This is a genomic window from Streptomyces sp. NPDC090045 (assembly GCF_044747975.1).
Lineage (GTDB): Bacteria > Actinomycetota > Actinomycetes > Streptomycetales > Streptomycetaceae > Streptomyces.
The window spans coordinates 186,343-201,371 of sequence record NZ_JBIVFA010000014.1 but is presented as its reverse complement, the minus strand read 5'-3'; the positions used below and the strand labels follow the sequence as shown (position 1 = coordinate 201,371).

Genomic DNA, 15,029 nt, shown 5'->3' with positions numbered 1-15,029 from the left:
TTGTCGGCCGGGGCTCCGGGGGTGTCCCCGGAGGACTCAGCCGTGTTTCAGCACCAATCAGCCCTGCCGGATGACAAGTCTGCCACCCTGCCGCTGGGCCTCCACCCGTCCGGGCAGGTTGATGGCGCCCTGGCCGCGCCATCCGGTGATGAGCCGGTCGACTTCCTCGATGTGGCGGGCGAAGAGGGAACCCGCGGGAGAGCCCGCGGCGACCACGGCCCTGCGCAGCACCCGGCGGCGGACGGCCGGGGGCAGGGCGTACAGCTTGGCGCACTCCAGGCGGCCGTCCGCGTCCCGTACGCCGGTCTCGGCCTCGGCGGCCCAGGCGTCCAGGGCGTCGGCGTCGTCGCGGGAGAGCTGGGCGGTGCGGGCCAGGGCCTCGACGACCCCCTTGCCCAGCGCCTTCTCCAGGGCGGGCAGTCCCTCGTGGCGCAGGCGGGAGCGGGTGTAGGCGGGGTCGATGTTGTGCGGGTCGTCCCAGACGGGGAGGGACTGGACCATGCAGGCCTTGCGGGCGGTCTGCCGGTCCACCTGGAGGAAGGGGCGGCGGTAGCGGTGGCTGCGGCCGGGTCCTCCTGACTTTTCTGCCATGCCGGACAGCGAGCGGATCCCGGAGCCGCGGGCGAGGCCCAGCAGGACGGTTTCGGCTTGATCGTCCCGGGTGTGGCCCAGGAGCACGGCGGCGGCGCCGAGGCGGTCTGCGGCCTCGTCCAGGGCCCCGTAGCGGGCGTCGCGGGCGGCGGCCTCGGGTCCGCCGTCACGGCCGACGCGCACGGCGACGGACTCCACCGGGTCGAGGCGGAGTGCGGTCATGCGGGTGACGACCTCGGCGGCGCGCAGGTCGGAGCCGGGCTGGAGGCCGTGGTCGACGGTGATGCCGCCGGCCCGGATGCCGAGTTTGGGGGCCTCGAACGCGAGGGCCGAGGCGAGCGCCATGGAGTCGGCGCCGCCGGAGCACGCGACGAGGACGAGTGGCCGGGTGCCCGCTGCGGTGCGGGGGCCGGCGGGGGTGTCGGTGAGGTCGGTGAGGACGTCGTGGAGTACGCGGCGGACCGCCAGGCGTATCGCCGCGACCGCAGGATGGGGACCCATGTCCGGTGCCCTTCGATGGAGTTCGGATGCCTCGGAGGCGTTGGGGTGTGGTGCGCTGGGGTGGTGCCCGGTTCCCCCGCCGGGCGGGGGCTGCCACTCAGGAATGTCACTCAGAGTGCGTTGATGGTGACAGAACCGAGCCGTTCCCCGAGCATCGCACGCCCTTCCACGGCCCACGGTCCCTCGGACGGGTGATGCTGCTTCCCCCAGTGAGACATGTTTACGCCCCTTGAGTCACCCTCATTCGCTCCCTTCGCTCCCCTTGCGGTGGACTCGGGCCACCCAGTCGGCGGGCCTGGCGATCTCGGCCTTGGTCGGCAGTGTGTTCGGGGAGGTCCAGACCCGGTTGAAGCCGTCCATGCCGACCTGGCCGACGACGGCCCGTACGAAGCGCTCGCCGTCGCGGTACTGGCGCAGCTTGGCGTCGAGGCCGAGGAGCTTGCGCAGGGCGGCGTCGAGACGGCCGGCTCCGCTGGCCCTGCGCTGCTGGAACTTCTCGCGGATCTCGGCGACCGAGGGCACCACCTGGGGGCCGACCCCGTCCATGACGAAGTCGGCGTGGCCCTCCAGGAGGGACATGACGGCGGTGAGGCGGCCCAGGATCTCGCGCTGCTCGGGGGTCTGCACGAGTTCGACGAAGGAGCGCCCCTCGTCGCCGTGCTCGGCGTCGGGGCGGGCGCCCGCGAAGGACTGGGCGGCCTCCCGGACGCGCTCCAGGACGGTCGCCGGGTCCACGTCGGTGGCGCCCAGGAACGTCTGGATTTCGCCTTCGAGGTGGTCGCGCAGCCACGGGACGGCCGTGAACTGTGTACGGTGCGTCTCCTCGTGCAGGCAGACCCACAGCCGGAAGTCGTGCGGGTTCACCTCCAGCTCGCGCTCGACGTGCACGATGTTGGGGGCGACGAGCAGCAGCCGGCCGCCCGCGGCCGAGGCCGGCAGGTCGCGCGAGACGGGGGCGAAGGTCTCGTACTGGCCGAGGACCCTGGAGGCCAGGAAGCTCAGCAGCATGCCCAGCTCGACTCCGGTGACCTTGCCGCCGACCGCGCCGAGCACGGCCCCGCCGCCGGCGCCCGCGCGGCGGTCCTGCATCTTGCCGAGGAGCGGCTGGAGCAGCTCGCGGAATCCGGCGACGTTGGCCTTGACCCAGCCGGCCCGGTCGACGACCAGGACGGGGGTGTCGGGGACGGCGGCGCCTTCCGCGATCATCCGGGTGAACTCGCGCACGTGCCGTTCCGAGGTCCTGGCGTGCCCGCGCAGCTCCGCGACGACCGCCCGTGCCTCGTCCCGGGTGACCTCCGGCCCCGGTCGCACCAAACGGGTCGCGGTCGCCACCGCGAGGTTCCAGTCGACCATCTCCGCACCACTGATGCTCGTCATGCGTCAACCGTACGTGGGCAGGGCGCCCGGCGGACCCCCTACGAACTGGTCGCGACGGCCGCGGCGAGCTTGTCGAGGGCCTTCTCGGCGCCTTCGGGGCCGGGGCTGTTCGCGGTCAGGAAGGCGAAGGCGAGCAGTCGGCCGGAGGGGTCGACGACGGTACCGGAGAGGGAGTTGACGCCCGTCAGGGTGCCGGTCTTGGCCCGGAGCAGGCCCGCGGCCGGGGAGGTGCCGGCGTTGCGGCCGCGCAGGGTGCCGGTGAAGCCGGCGACGGGCAGTCCGGTGAGGACCGGCCGCAGCTCCGGGTGGAGCGGGTCGGCGGCCTTGGTGAGGAGGCCGGTGAGCAGGCCGGCGCTGACCTTGTCGGCGCGGTTCAGGCCGCTGCCGTCGGCGAAGCGGGAGCCCGCGGTGTCGACGCCGAGGGCGGCGAGCTTGGCGGCGACGGCCTTCTCCGCGCCTTCGAAGCTGGCGGGCTGGCCGGAGGCGAGGGCGGTCTGCCGAGCGAGGGCTTCGGCGATGTCGTTGTCGCTGTTGGTCAGCATCCGCTCGACGAGCCCGGCCACCGGGGTGGAGAGGGTGGTGGCGAGCGGCTGGGCGGGTGCGTCCCCGGCGGCGGGCTTGGTCCTGGCGGGTTCGCCGGTGACCTTGATGCCGCGTTCCGTGAGCAGCGTGCGGAAGGCGCGGGCGGCGTCCTTGGACGGGTCCTCGGCCCGGTCCACGGGCCCGGAGGTGGAGTCGTCGGGGCGGCCCTCGTCGGCCGTCAGGGCGGTCACGAGCGCGATGTTGGGGTTCAGGCCGATCGGGTGGCGGGCGGGGCCGGTGTAGAGGCTGTCGTCGTAGCCGAGGGTCACGGTGTCCGTTCCGGCGGCCTTGAGGGCCTGCGCGGTGTCGGCGGCGAGTGCGACGAGGCTGCCGCCGGATCCGGCGGGGCTCTTCTTCTTCGCGGTGAGGGAGGGGTCGCCGCCGCCGACCAGGACGATCTGTCCGGGGGCGGCTCCGGGCACGACGGTGGTCCTGATCCGGTGCTCGGGCCCGAGCGCGGCGAGTGCGGCGGCGGCGGTGACGATCTTGACGGTCGACGCGGGCGTCATGGCGTCCCGCGCCCCGGACTCGTAGAGCACCTGCCCGGTGGCGGTGTCGACGACGGATGCGGTGCGTACGGTGCCCAGCGCGGGGTCGGCGAGGAGCGGCTTGAGCGCGGCGGCGAGTTTCCCGGAGGGGGCGGGGGCGGCCGCCTGCCCCCGTGCGGCGCCGGGGCCGATCGCGCCGAGCACGCCGGGGGCGCTGGGCGCGGCCTGCGGCAGGGGACCGGAGCCGGGCCCGCCACCGTGATCTGTGCCACCCGTGAGGCCCCAGGAGGCGGCCCTGTCCCGCTCGGCCTTACGCTGGCCGGAGTCCCACGGACCGGCGGCGGCCACCACTGCCACCGACAGGGCGAGGCCGGCAACGGCCGCACCCGCGATGAGCTGCCACGACTTGACCAATGGCACCTCGGACCAGCCCCTTTCGCGATCACACATATGCGTGAGGGACACTTAACCACTGCGTCTTGCCGCGAGCATGGCACCCCACCCGGCTGGGCTGGGCCGGACGCGCGCGTATTTGAATCAAGTGCGGTCCCGAAGCCATTCGGACCGCTGAAGCTGATCATGGAGGAGCAGGACGTGGAGTTCGACGTCACCATCGAGATCCCCAAGGGTTCGCGGAACAAGTACGAGGTGGACCACGAGACCGGCCGGATCCGTCTGGACCGTCGCCTCTTCACTTCGACCAGCTACCCGGCCGACTACGGCTTCGTCGAGAACACCCTCGGCGAGGACGGCGACCCGCTGGACGCGCTGGTCATCCTGGACGAGCCGACCTTCCCGGGCTGCCTGATCAAGTGCCGCGCCATCGGCATGTTCCGCATGACGGACGAGGCGGGCGGCGACGACAAGCTGCTCTGCGTGCCGGCCTCCGACCCGCGTGTCGAGCACCTGCGCGACATCCACCACGTCTCCGAGTTCGACCGCCTGGAGATCCAGCACTTCTTCGAGGTCTACAAGGACCTGGAGCCGGGCAAGTCCGTCGAGGGCGCGAACTGGGTCGGCCGCACCGAGGCCGAGGCCGAGATCGAGGCCTCGTACAAGCGCCTGGAGGCGCAGGGCGGCCACCACTGAGCTCGCGCTCGGCGGTAACGGGCCGGGGGAATCCCCCGCGCCCCTTGCGACATGGCGGGCGGTACCCCGGACGGGGTGCCGCCCGCTGTCGCATGCGGAGCCGGGCTGCCTTCGCCGTGGAGGAAACGGTTCCGCATACTGGTACCGCAGGTGATCACGGACTGGAGGACGCGTGGCGGAGGCCGACGGGGCAGAGGACAGGAAGCCCCAGTCCGACGAGGCGCACAGCGCCTTCACGCCGCCGCCCGGGATGGAGCCGGAGGCCCTCGACGAGGACCAGCCGACCTCGGAGTTCGCCCGTCCGGCCGGCGCCGAACCGGTGCAGCCCGAGCCCGAGGGGTCGGCCTTCGCCACCCCGGCCACCTACAGCGCCGCGCACTCCCCACCCGCCTACACCCCCGGCCAGGACTTCCCCCTCACCCAGCTGAAGGAGTCCCCCTGGCAGGACCGCATGCGCACGATGCTGCGCATGCCGGTCGACGTGCGTCCCGTACCGGATCTCGTGCACCGGCCGGCCGAGGCCGGACCCGCCGTGGGCCGCGTGCTCGACCTGACCCTGCGCATCGGCGAGCTGCTGCTCGCGGGCGGCGAGGGCGCCGAGGACGTGGAGGCCGCCATGTTCGCGGTGACCCGCTCCTACGGGCTGGACCGCTGCGAGCCGACCGTCACCTTCACCCTGCTGTCGATCACCCACCAGCCCTCGCTGGTGGACCACCCCGTCTCGGCGAACCGGACCGTGCGCCGCCGCGGCACCGACTACAACCGGCTCTCGGCCGTCTACCGGCTGGTGGACGACATCAGCGCCCCCGAGATCGACATCTCGCTGGAGGAGGCCTACCGGCGCCTCGCCGAGATCCGCCGCAACCGGCACCCGTACCCCGGCTGGATGCTCACCGCCGCCGCCGGGCTGCTCGCCGGCGCCGCCTCCACGCTGGTCGGCGGCGGGGTGCTGGTCTTCATCGCGGCGTCGCTCGGCGCGATCCTCGGCGACCGGCTGGCGTGGCTGTGCGCCGGCCGCGGGCTGCCGGAGTTCTACCAGTTCGTGGTCGCGGCGATGCCGCCGGCGGCGATCGGGGTGGCGCTGAACATGACCGGGATCGACGTGAAGGCCTCCGCCGTGATCACCGGCGGGCTCTTCGCGCTGCTGCCCGGGCGGGCCCTGGTCGCGGCCGTGCAGGACGGCCTGACCGGCTTCTACATCACCGCCTCCGCCCGGCTGCTGGAGGTCATGTACCTCTTCATCGGCATCATCATGGGCGTGCTGGTCGTGCTCTACGTCGGCCTGCAGTTCGACGCCTCCCCCCGGCCGGAGGAGGTCCTGGAGATCCAGCAGCGGCCGCTGATCCAGATCGCGGCTTCGATGGTGCTCGTCTTCACCTTCGCGATCCTGCTTCAGCAGGAACGTTCCACCGTGCTGATCGTGACCCTCAACGGCGGGGTCGCCTGGGTCACCTTCGGCGCCCTGCACTACGCGGGCGACATCCCGCCCGTGCCGTCCACCGCCATCGCCGCCGGGCTGGTGGGCCTCTTCGGGCAGCTCTTCTCCCGCTACCGCTTCGCCTCCGCCCTGCCGTACGTGACGGCCGCCATCGGCCCGCTGCTGCCCGGCTCGGCCACGTACTACGGGCTGCTGCTGATCGCCGAGAACCGGCTGAACGAGGGGCTGGGCTCCCTGGTGAACGCGGCGGCCATCGCACTGGCCATCGCCATCGGGGTCAACCTGGGGTCGGAGACGTCCAGGCTGTTCATGCGGATCCCGGGGGCCGCGAGCGCCGCGAAGCGCCGTGCGGCGAAGCGGACGAGGGGTTTCTAGCCCTACGGGGTACGCGTACGCCCCCGCGGGCTCTGGCGGCCCGCGGGGGCGTACGTGGTGGCTGATGCGATGTGCCTCGCGCGGCTCACCGATCGGGGCTCCGCCCCGGGCCCCGCGCCTCAAACGCCGGCGGGGCTGAGACGGCTAGCGCTTGGCGTGGCGGCCGCGGGTGCCCGGGGTCTGGGGGCCCGCGCCGTCGACCGCGGCGGCCTCAGCCGGCGCCTCGAGGGCCTTCGCCTTGTTCTCCTTGCGGGCCTTGAGGACCTCGAAGACCACCGGGATGACCGAGATGAGGACGATGCCCACCAGGATCGGCTCGACGTTCGTCTTGATGAACTCGATCTGGCCGAGCCAGTAGCCCGCGACCGTGACGCCCGCGCCCCAGCCGATGCCGCCGATGATGTTGTACGTCAGGAACGTGCGGTACTTCATCGAGCCGGCGCCCGCGACCATCGGCGCGAAGGTGCGGATGATCGGCACGAAGCGGGCGAGCACGATGGCCTTCGGGCCGTGCCGGTCCATGAACTCGTGCGCCTTGTCGAGGTTCTCGCGCTTGAAGAGCTTGGAGTTCGGCCGGTTGAAGAGCTTCGGGCCGAAGAACTTGCCGATCATGTAGCCGACCTGGTCACCGATGATGGCGGCGGCCACGATCAGGGTGCAGACCAGCCACAGCGGCTGCTTGATGTACTGCCCGTCCGCGACCAGCAGGCCCGCGGTGAAGAGCAGGGAGTCGCCGGGCAGGAACGCGAAGAGTCCCGACTCGGCGAAGACGATGACCAGAATGCCGATCAGGCCGAAATGCGAGATCAGGTAGTCCGGGGACAGCCACTCAGGGCCGAGCGCAATCGTGTACACGGGTTCCGGACTCTCCTGGATCGGGGGGCGTGCCGGGGGCAGCAGGCGGTTGCGGGCAAGGTAAAGGCGGTCTCAATTATCAACGCACACGACCCCCTCCCGGTTCCAGGGACCGGAGGGGGTCGGATGCGTGACATTCCGCTTACACCTTGCGCACACCGTTCGCGAAGATCGCGTCCCGCAGGTGCGCGGCGAAGCCCGGCTTCATCGCGTCGTAGAACGCGGTGAACCGCTCGTCCGCCACGTACATCTCACCGAGGCACGTGTGCATCTCGTACGGGCACTCGTAGAACCACGTGTGGATGTGCAGGCGGTGCTCCTCGGCCAGGTCCATCGCGCGCTCGCCGTCGGCGGGTTCGCCCGCCTCCATGGCCGCCACGTACCGGCGGCCCCAGTCGGCGGACTCGTCCTGGATCCGCTGCCAGTCGTCCTTCGTGTACGAGGCCGCCCGGCGCTGCGACTCCGCGTACGCCTCGGTGTCGCCCCAGCGCTGCTCCACCTCCTGCGCGTACTGCTCGGGGTCCTTGTCCCCGAAGACCTCGAACCGCTCCTCGGGCGTGAGGTTGATGCCCATCGTCTTCGCCTCCATGGCGTGCTCAACGGCCTTGGCCATCTGCTGGAGCCGGGCGATCCGGTCGGTCAGCAGGGCGTGCTGCCGGCGCAGATGCTCCCGCGGATCCGATTCCGGGTCGTCCAGCAGGACCGCGACCTCGTCGAGGGGGAAGCCGAGCTCCCGGTAGAACAGGATCCGCTGCAGCCGGTCCAGGTCGGCCTCGTCGTACCGCCGGTGACCCGCGTGGCTGCGTCCGCTCGGGGAGAGCAGACCGATCTCGTCGTAGTGGTGCAGGGTGCGCACCGTGACTCCGGCGAATCCGGCGACCTGGCCCACGGAGTAGCCCATCTCCCGTCCCTCTCCTCTGGTTGGGTACGCCCTTCACTGTGGTCCCTCACGTGGCGTGAGGTGCAAGTCCCCGCCCCCGGGCCTATCTGCTCAGGCCGCGGAACCTCGCCACCGCCAGCGGGAAGAAGACCGCCAGCAGCAGGAGCGGCCAGCCGACCGCGAGCAGCGCGGCGTGGTCGGAGGCCCAGGACGGGGAGGCCGCCGCCGGGTTGCCGAAGAGGTCGCGGACCGCCGTCGCCGTGGCCGACATCGGGTTCCATTCCACTACCGTCCCCAGCCAGCCCGGCATGGACTCCGGCGTGGCGAAGGCGTTGGAGAGGAAGCCGACCGGCCACACCAGGATCTGCACCGCCTGGACCAGCTCGGGCCGGCCCGCGGCCATGCCCAGGAAGATCCCGATCCACAGCATCGCGAAGCGCAGCAGCAGGAGGAGGACGAAGGCCAGCAGCGCGGCCGCCGGCGAGCCGTGCCAGCGCCAGCCGAGCAGCAGGCCGACGCCCGCCAGGACCGCCAGCCCCACGGCCGACTGGAGCATGTCCGCCGCGCTGCGGCCGACCAGGACCGCCGAGGAGGACATCGGCATGGCGCGGAACCGGTCGATCACCCCCTTGCCCAGGTCCTGGGTGACCGCCGTCATGGTCGCCTCCAGCCCGAAGGCCATGGTCAGCGCGAGCATGCCGGGCACGAGGAACTCGACGTACTCGCCGTCGATCCCGCGCCCGCCGCCGACGAGGAAGCCGAACATCAGCAGCATCATCACGGGGAAGACCAGGCCGACGACCACCTGCACCGGCTGCCGCGCCCAGTGGGCGAGCTCGCGCCGGGTCATCGTCCAGGAGTCCACGGCCACCCAGCCCGCCGCGGACATCGTGTGCGGTGTCATGCGGCCACCTCCGTGGCGTCCGTGCGGTCGGTGGGCGTGCGGTCGGTGGCCGTACGGTCGGTCAGGTGCAGGAAGACCTCGTCGAGCGTGGGCCGCCGGACCGAGAGGTCCGCCGCCTCGATGCCCGCCCCCTCCAGCGCGCGCAGGGTCAGGGCCAGGCCGGCCATGCGGTCCTCCACCGGGAAGCCCAGGGTGAGGGTGTCCGCGTCCACGGTCGGGTCCGGCAGCAGCGCCGCCGCCTGGGCGAGCCGGGCCGCGTCCCGCAGGACGACGACGATCCGGTCCGGCCCGACGCGGGACTTCAGCTCGTCGGCGGTGCCTTCGGCCGCCACCCGGCCGGCGTCGATCAGTGCGATGCGGTCGGCCAGTTGGTCCGCCTCCTCCAGGTACTGCGTGGTCAGCAGGACGGTCGTGCCGCCGCCGACCAGCGAGCGGACCGCGCTCCACACCTCGGCGCGGCCGCGCGGGTCGAGCCCGGTGGTCGGCTCGTCGAGGAAGAGCACCTCGGGCTCGGTGATCAGGGACGCCGCGAGGTCGAGCCGGCGCCGCATGCCGCCGCTGTACTGCTTCACGGACTTGCGGCCGGTGTCCGCGAGGCCGAACCGGTCCAGCAGCGCGTCGGCCCGCAGCCCGGCCCGCCGCGCGCCCAGGTGGTGGAGGCGGCCGAACATCTCCAGGTTCTGCCGCCCGGACAGTTCCTCGTCGAGCGCCGCGTGCTGGCCGAGCAGCCCGATCCGGGCCCGGACGGCCGCCGGGTCCTTCCGTACGTCGTGGCCCGCCACCCGGACCACGCCCTCGTCGTGCCGCAGCAGGGTGCTCATGATGCGGACCGCCGTGGTCTTCCCGGCTCCGTTGGGGCCGAGCACGGCGTGCACCGTCCCGCCCGTCACCTCCAGGTCCAGTCCGGCCAGGGCCGGCTTGTCGCCGTACCGCTTGTGGACGCCTTCGACGGAGATCGCCAACGCGCTTCCAACTCCTCACGTTCAGCTCATTAGTCAAATTTGAGTAGCAGGGGGCGCCAAGGTACTGCCCGGAGTCGGGCTAGTCAAACTTGATTAGGCGTACGGGTTCTCCTGGCCGTCCGCCAGGACCCCCACGAAGGGGTCACCGCCCTCGCCCGCGAAGGAGTAGGCGCCCTCCTCGATCCGGGCGATCAGACCGCGGGTCCACTCGGCCTCGGCGTCCGCGGAATGGACCCAGCGGTGCATGATCTCGCCGATGTGACCCAGCGCCTGCGGGCCCTCCTCGGGCGTGTAGTAGTCCGTCACCGACGTCCGCCAGGCCGCCAGCTTCGCCAGCCGCTCCCCCAGCAGGGCCAGGACCTCCGACCGGGGCAGGTCGACCATGAAGCCGATCGCCGCCGAGAGGAGGTCCGTCTTCTGGTCGAACGCCGCCAGGGCCTCGCGGAGCAGCTTGAAGTACTCCTCGCGGCCCGCGTCCGTCACCTCGTACTCCGTGCGCGGCGGACCGCCCGCCGCGCTCGGCGCCACCTCGTGGGCGAGCAGGACGCCCTGCTTCGCCATCTGCTTGAGCGCGTGGTAGATCGAGCCGGGCTTGGTGTTGGACCACTCGTGGGCGCCCCAGTACTCCAGGTCGTTGCGCACCTGGTACCCGTGCGCCCGCCCGTGCTGGCGGACCGCGCCGAGGACGAGAAGCCTGATCGCTGACATGCGGCCAGGCTAGTGGCCGGGCCCTCAGCCCATGGCGCGGGTGCCGTCCAGGGACTCCCGGATGATGTCCGCGTGACCCGCGTGCCGGGCGAACTCCTCCACCAGGTGCAGGAGCATCCAGCGCATCGAGACCTTGCCGTCCTTGGGGAACCAGGGCGCCGGCGGGAGCGGGAAGGTGTCGTCGAGGCTGGGCACGGCCGCGATGAAGGCCTCCGTCTCCTTCACCACCCCGTCCCAGATGGCCAGTACGCCCGGGATGGTCTCGCCCTCGACCAGCCGGAACGCCTCGCCCCAGCTCTCCTCGCTGCGCTGCTCCTGGGCCGGGGCCTGCTGGGCCATCCGCAGCCAGGACAGCTCGCAGTCCGCCGCATGCTTGAGCAGCCCCGACAGGGAGAGCTCGCTGACGCTGGGGCGGCTCGCCGCCTGCTCCTCGGTCAGCCCCTGCGCCGCCTCGCGCAGCGCGACCCGCTGGGCCTCGACGAAAGCGAGGAGCGTGCCGCGCTCGTCGCCGGGGACCTCGGTGGAAATCTGCGCCATGACCGGACCGCCTCTTCGTGTGGGGTGCCGGGGGCCCTCCCCCCGACACCTCATACGCTACGGAGCCTTGCGGTCAGATCGTGTCCTAGATCCCGCCTCAGTTCGGGGAGATCTCACCGTCCGGCCGAATCGCCGGCAGCGCGGTGGCCGGCTGCGGGAGCAGGGCCTTGGTGAGGTCCTGCTTGCCCGTCGGGTCCAGCCCGTACATCGCCTCGTAGATCTTGCGGACCGCCGGTCCCGACGCGCCGGAGCCGGTGCCGCCCTGGGAGATCGTCATGACGATCGCGTAGTCCTCGGTGTAGGAGGCGAACCACGAGGTGGTCTGCTTGCCCTGGACCTCGGCCGTGCCCGTCTTGGCGTGCATCGGGATCTGCTTCTGCGGCCAGCCGCCGAAGCGCCAGGCGGCGCTGCCGTTGGTGGCCACGCCGGCGAGGGCCTCGTCGATGTTGTCCCGGGTCTTGCGGTCCATCGGCAGCCTGCCCTGCTCCTTCGGCGCGATCTCCTGGACCGACTTCCCGTCGGCGCTGACGACCGCCTTGCCGACGCTGGGCTGGTGCAGGGTGCCGCCGTTGGCGATGGCCGCGTAGACGGAGGCCATTTGGAGCGGGGTGACGAGCGTGTCGCCCTGCCCGATCGAGTAGTTGATGGCGTCACCCTCGCGCAGCTGGTTGCCCTGGCGGCAGTTCTCGTAGGCGATCTTCTCGGCGAAGCTGCCGTTCTTCTTGCCGTCCCGGCACCAGGCGTCTTTGTTCGCGTCGAAGAAGTCCTGCTTCCACTTCCGGTCGGGGATCCGGCCGGGGACCTCGTTCGGCAGGTCGATGCCGGTGCGCTTGCCCAGCCCGAACTCGTGCGCGGTCTTGAGGAACCAGTCGTTCGGGTCCTTCTTCGGCTTGATGCCGCCGTCCTTCTTCCACTCCTGGTCCGCGATGGCGTAGTAGACCGTGTCGCAGGAGACCTCCAGCGCCCGGCCGATGGTGATGTCGCCGTGGCCCTGCGACTCGAAGTTCGTGAAGGTCTGGCTGCCGACCGAGTACGAGCTGGGGCAGGGGTAGCGGTTGTTGAACGGGTACCCGGCATTGACCGCGGCGGTCGAGGTGACCACCTTGAAGATGGAGCCCGGCGCCGCCTGGCCCTGGATGGCCCGGTTCAGCAGCGGGTAGTTGGACTCCTTGTCGGTGAGCCCGGCGTAGTCCTTGGCGGAGATCCCGCCCACCCAGGCGTTCGGGTCGTAGGTCGGGTTCGAGGCCATCGCGACGATGCGGCCGGTCTTGGTCTCCATCACCACGACGGCGCCCGAGTCGGCCTCGTAGTTCCTGCCGGTGTTCTTGTCGTTGACCTTGCGGGCCTCGATCATCGCCTCGTTCAGCTCGCGCTCGGCCACCGCCTGCACGCGCGAGTCGATCGAGGTCACGATGTTCGAGCCGGGCTGCGCCGGGTCGGTCTCGCCCTGCCCGATGACCCGGCCGAGGTTGTCCACCTCGTAGCGGGTGATGCCCGCCTTCCCGCGCAGCTCCTTGTCGTACGTGCGCTCCAGGCCGGAGCGGCCCACCTGGTCGGAGCGCAGGTACGGGGAGTCCGACTTCTTCGCCTTCGCGATCTCCTCGTCGGTGACCGGCGAGAGGTAGCCCAGCACCTGGGAGGTGTTGGCCTCGTCGGGGGCCGCGTAGCGCCGCAGGGCCGTCGCCTCGGCCGTGATGCCCGGGAAGTCCTCGGGGTGCTCACGGATCTGCAGGGCCTGCTCGGTGGTCGCCGCGTTGCTGACCGGGATCGGCTGGTACGGGGATCCGTTCCAGCAGGGCTGCTTGGTCTTGGCGTCGCAGAGCCGGACCTTGTCGATGACCTCCTGGGCGTCCACGCCCAGCACCCCGGCGAGCCGGGTCAGCACGGACCTGCCCTTGTCCTTCATGGTCAGCAGCTCGGTGCGGCTGGCGGAGACCACGAGGTGGGTGGCGTTGTCGGCGAGCGGAACCCCGCGCGAGTCGAGGATCGAGCCGCGCACGGCGGGCTGGACCACCTGCTGGACGTGGTTGTTCTTCGCCTCGTCCGTGTACTCCTGGCCATTGCGTATCTGGAGGTACCAGAGCCGTCCGCCCAGGGTGAGCAGCAGCGAAAAGACCACGATCTGGATGACGACGAGACGGTTCTGGACCCGAGGGGTCCGTCCGGTCTCCGGTATGTTGCTCAACGCTGATCTCCCCCGGACGCATGCCGTACGCCCGGCCGAGTCTAGAACGGGAAGCGGCTCCGCCCGTGCTGCACCGAGATCCACTTTTGGGTGGTGAAGGCCTCGACGGTTGCCTCGCCGTTCAGTCGGCCCAGGCCAGAGGCCTTCTCGCCGCCGAAGGCGGCCAGCGGTTCGTCCCCGATCGTGGAATCGTTGACGTGCATCATGCCCGTCTCGATGCGCTGCGCGAAGCGGACCCCGCGCTCCACGTCCCGGGTGTGCACGGCGCCGCTCAGTCCGTACGGGGTCGCGTTGGTCAGCCGTACCGCCTCGTCCTCGCCGTCGAAGACCACCAGCAGGGCCACCGGGCCGAAGATCTCCTGGCCGAGCAGCGGGGAGTCCTCGGGGAGCCCGGCGAGCACCGTCGGTTCGACGAGGTTGCCGCGCGTAGACCCCCGTACGAGTGCCTGGGCGCCCGCTTCCACTGCCTGGTCCACCAGCGCGGTCAGGGCGTCGGCCTGGAAGGAGTTGATCAGCGGGCCGATGTGGGTGTCGGCTTCGTGCGGGTCGCCGGTCTTCAGTCCCCGCACGCGGGCGGTGAACTTCTCGGTGAACTCCTGCGCGACGGCCGCGTCGACGAGGATCCGGTTGGCGGCCATGCAGACCTGGCCCTGGTAGACGAAGCGGCTGAAGACGGCCGCGTCCACCGCGTAGTCGAGGTCGGCGTCGTCGAGGACGACGAGCGCGCTGTTACCGCTGAGCTCCAGGACGGTGCGCTTGAAGTGGCGGGCGGCGACCGCCCCGACGTGCCGGCCGACCCGGTCCGATCCCGCGAAGGAAATGACCTTGGGGACGGGGTGGGTCAGGAGCGCGTCGCCTATCTCGGCTATGTCGGTGACCAGGACGTTCAGCAGGCCGGCCGGCAGTCCCGCGTCCTCGAAGATCTTGGCGATCAGCCCGCCGCCCACGACCGGAGCGTTCTGGTTGGGCTTGATGACGACCGCGTTGCCCAGCGCCAGGGCCGGTCCGATCGACTTCAGGGTGACCAGGAAGGGGAAGTTGAAGGGGCTGATCACGGTGACGACGCCGACGGGGAGCCGCTGGACCCGGTTCTCCTTGCCCTCGACCGGCGAGGCGAGGATCTTCCCCTCGGGGCGGACGGCCAGCTGGATCGACTCGCGGATGAACTCCTTGGCGAGGTACACCTCGTACTCGGCCTTGGGACGGGTCCCGCCGAGCTCGTCGATCATCGCCTCGACGATCTCCTTCTCGCGCTCCTCGGTGATCCGCAGGGCGCGCTCCAGGACCGCGCGTCTGACGTAGGGGCTCGTGGCCGCCCACTCCCGCTGGGCGCGTTCGGCGCCGCGGTAGGCCTGGTCCACCTGCTCGACGGTGGCCACGGTGATGGCCGCGAGCTTCTCCCCGTTGTACGGGTTGACGTCGATGATGTCCCACGAACCGGTGCCGGCCAGCCATTCGCCGTCGATGTACTGGTGAGCCAGGTCGCTGAATATGGACATGCCATCCCTTACTGCGAGCGCGCACCCGTGCGCTGCACCGGAGACCGATCGGTCATCA

At 71.3% G+C, this 15,029-nt stretch carries 11 protein-coding genes and 2 pseudogenes; 2 read left to right on the top strand and 11 right to left on the bottom strand.

The genetic code is table 11. From position 1 onward, the window contains the following. Positions 1 to 57: 57 nt before the first annotated feature. From tilS to dacB, 3 genes are all read right to left on the bottom strand, one after another. Complete coding sequence (gene tilS, locus ACIPYQ_RS31465; RefSeq protein WP_401257349.1) at positions 58 to 1,092, bottom strand: tRNA lysidine(34) synthetase TilS; 1,035 nt, start codon at positions 1,090 to 1,092, stop codon at positions 58 to 60. Between the two features lie 240 nt (positions 1,093 to 1,332). After that, a complete protein-coding gene (locus ACIPYQ_RS31460) occupies positions 1,333 to 2,469 on the bottom strand; it encodes a zinc-dependent metalloprotease (protein WP_401257347.1) in 1,137 nt (378 codons plus the stop codon). A gap of 38 nt (positions 2,470 to 2,507) precedes the next feature. Then, positions 2,508 to 3,959, bottom strand: a complete 1,452-nt coding sequence (dacB, locus tag ACIPYQ_RS31455) for a D-alanyl-D-alanine carboxypeptidase/D-alanyl-D-alanine-endopeptidase (RefSeq protein WP_401257345.1) — start codon at positions 3,957 to 3,959, stop codon at positions 2,508 to 2,510. Positions 3,960 to 4,133: 174 nt separating this feature from the next. Here dacB and ACIPYQ_RS31450 point away from each other — a divergent pair, with 174 nt between their 5' ends. Continuing rightward, the gene (locus ACIPYQ_RS31450) at positions 4,134 to 4,628 is read left to right on the top strand and encodes an inorganic diphosphatase (protein ID WP_008742522.1); all 495 of its coding nucleotides are present in this window, start codon (positions 4,134 to 4,136) and stop codon (positions 4,626 to 4,628) included. 172 nt (positions 4,629 to 4,800) lie between these two features. Beyond that, a complete protein-coding gene (locus tag ACIPYQ_RS31445) occupies positions 4,801 to 6,441 on the top strand; it encodes a threonine/serine exporter ThrE family protein (RefSeq protein ID WP_401257343.1) in 1,641 nt (546 codons plus the stop codon). A gap of 174 nt (positions 6,442 to 6,615) precedes the next feature. Here the strand turns inward: ACIPYQ_RS31445 and ACIPYQ_RS31440 are convergent. The 8 genes and pseudogenes from ACIPYQ_RS31440 to ACIPYQ_RS31405 form a co-directional block, all read right to left on the bottom strand. Next, positions 6,616 to 7,296: pseudogene (locus tag ACIPYQ_RS31440) on the bottom strand (VTT domain-containing protein); the annotation flags it as partial. 142 nt (positions 7,297 to 7,438) lie between these two features. Further along, a complete protein-coding gene (locus ACIPYQ_RS31435; protein ID WP_361752522.1) occupies positions 7,439 to 8,197 on the bottom strand; it encodes a MerR family transcriptional regulator in 759 nt (252 codons plus the stop codon). A gap of 82 nt (positions 8,198 to 8,279) precedes the next feature. Further along, positions 8,280 to 9,080 (bottom strand): ABC transporter permease, encoded by an 801-nt coding sequence (locus ACIPYQ_RS31430; RefSeq protein ID WP_361752520.1) that lies wholly within the window; start codon positions 9,078 to 9,080, stop codon positions 8,280 to 8,282. Then, entirely contained in the window at positions 9,077 to 10,042 is a 966-nt protein-coding gene (locus tag ACIPYQ_RS31425) for an ATP-binding cassette domain-containing protein (protein WP_401257340.1), read from the bottom strand. The genes ACIPYQ_RS31430 and ACIPYQ_RS31425 overlap by 4 nt, the downstream gene beginning before the upstream one ends. 93 nt (positions 10,043 to 10,135) lie before the next feature. Further along, complete coding sequence (locus tag ACIPYQ_RS31420) at positions 10,136 to 10,750, bottom strand: PadR family transcriptional regulator (protein WP_401257338.1); 615 nt, start codon at positions 10,748 to 10,750, stop codon at positions 10,136 to 10,138. 24 nt (positions 10,751 to 10,774) lie between these two features. Continuing rightward, positions 10,775 to 11,287, bottom strand: coding sequence for a DinB family protein (locus ACIPYQ_RS31415; protein WP_401257336.1), 513 nt, complete (start codon positions 11,285 to 11,287; stop codon positions 10,775 to 10,777). Positions 11,288 to 11,396: 109 nt separating this feature from the next. Continuing rightward, positions 11,397 to 13,472 (bottom strand): annotated as a pseudogene (gene mrdA, locus ACIPYQ_RS31410) (penicillin-binding protein 2); the annotation flags it as partial. 41 nt (positions 13,473 to 13,513) lie between these two features. Then, entirely contained in the window at positions 13,514 to 14,971 is a 1,458-nt protein-coding gene (locus ACIPYQ_RS31405; protein WP_401257334.1) for an aldehyde dehydrogenase family protein, read from the bottom strand. Positions 14,972 to 15,029: the final 58 nt, after the last annotated feature.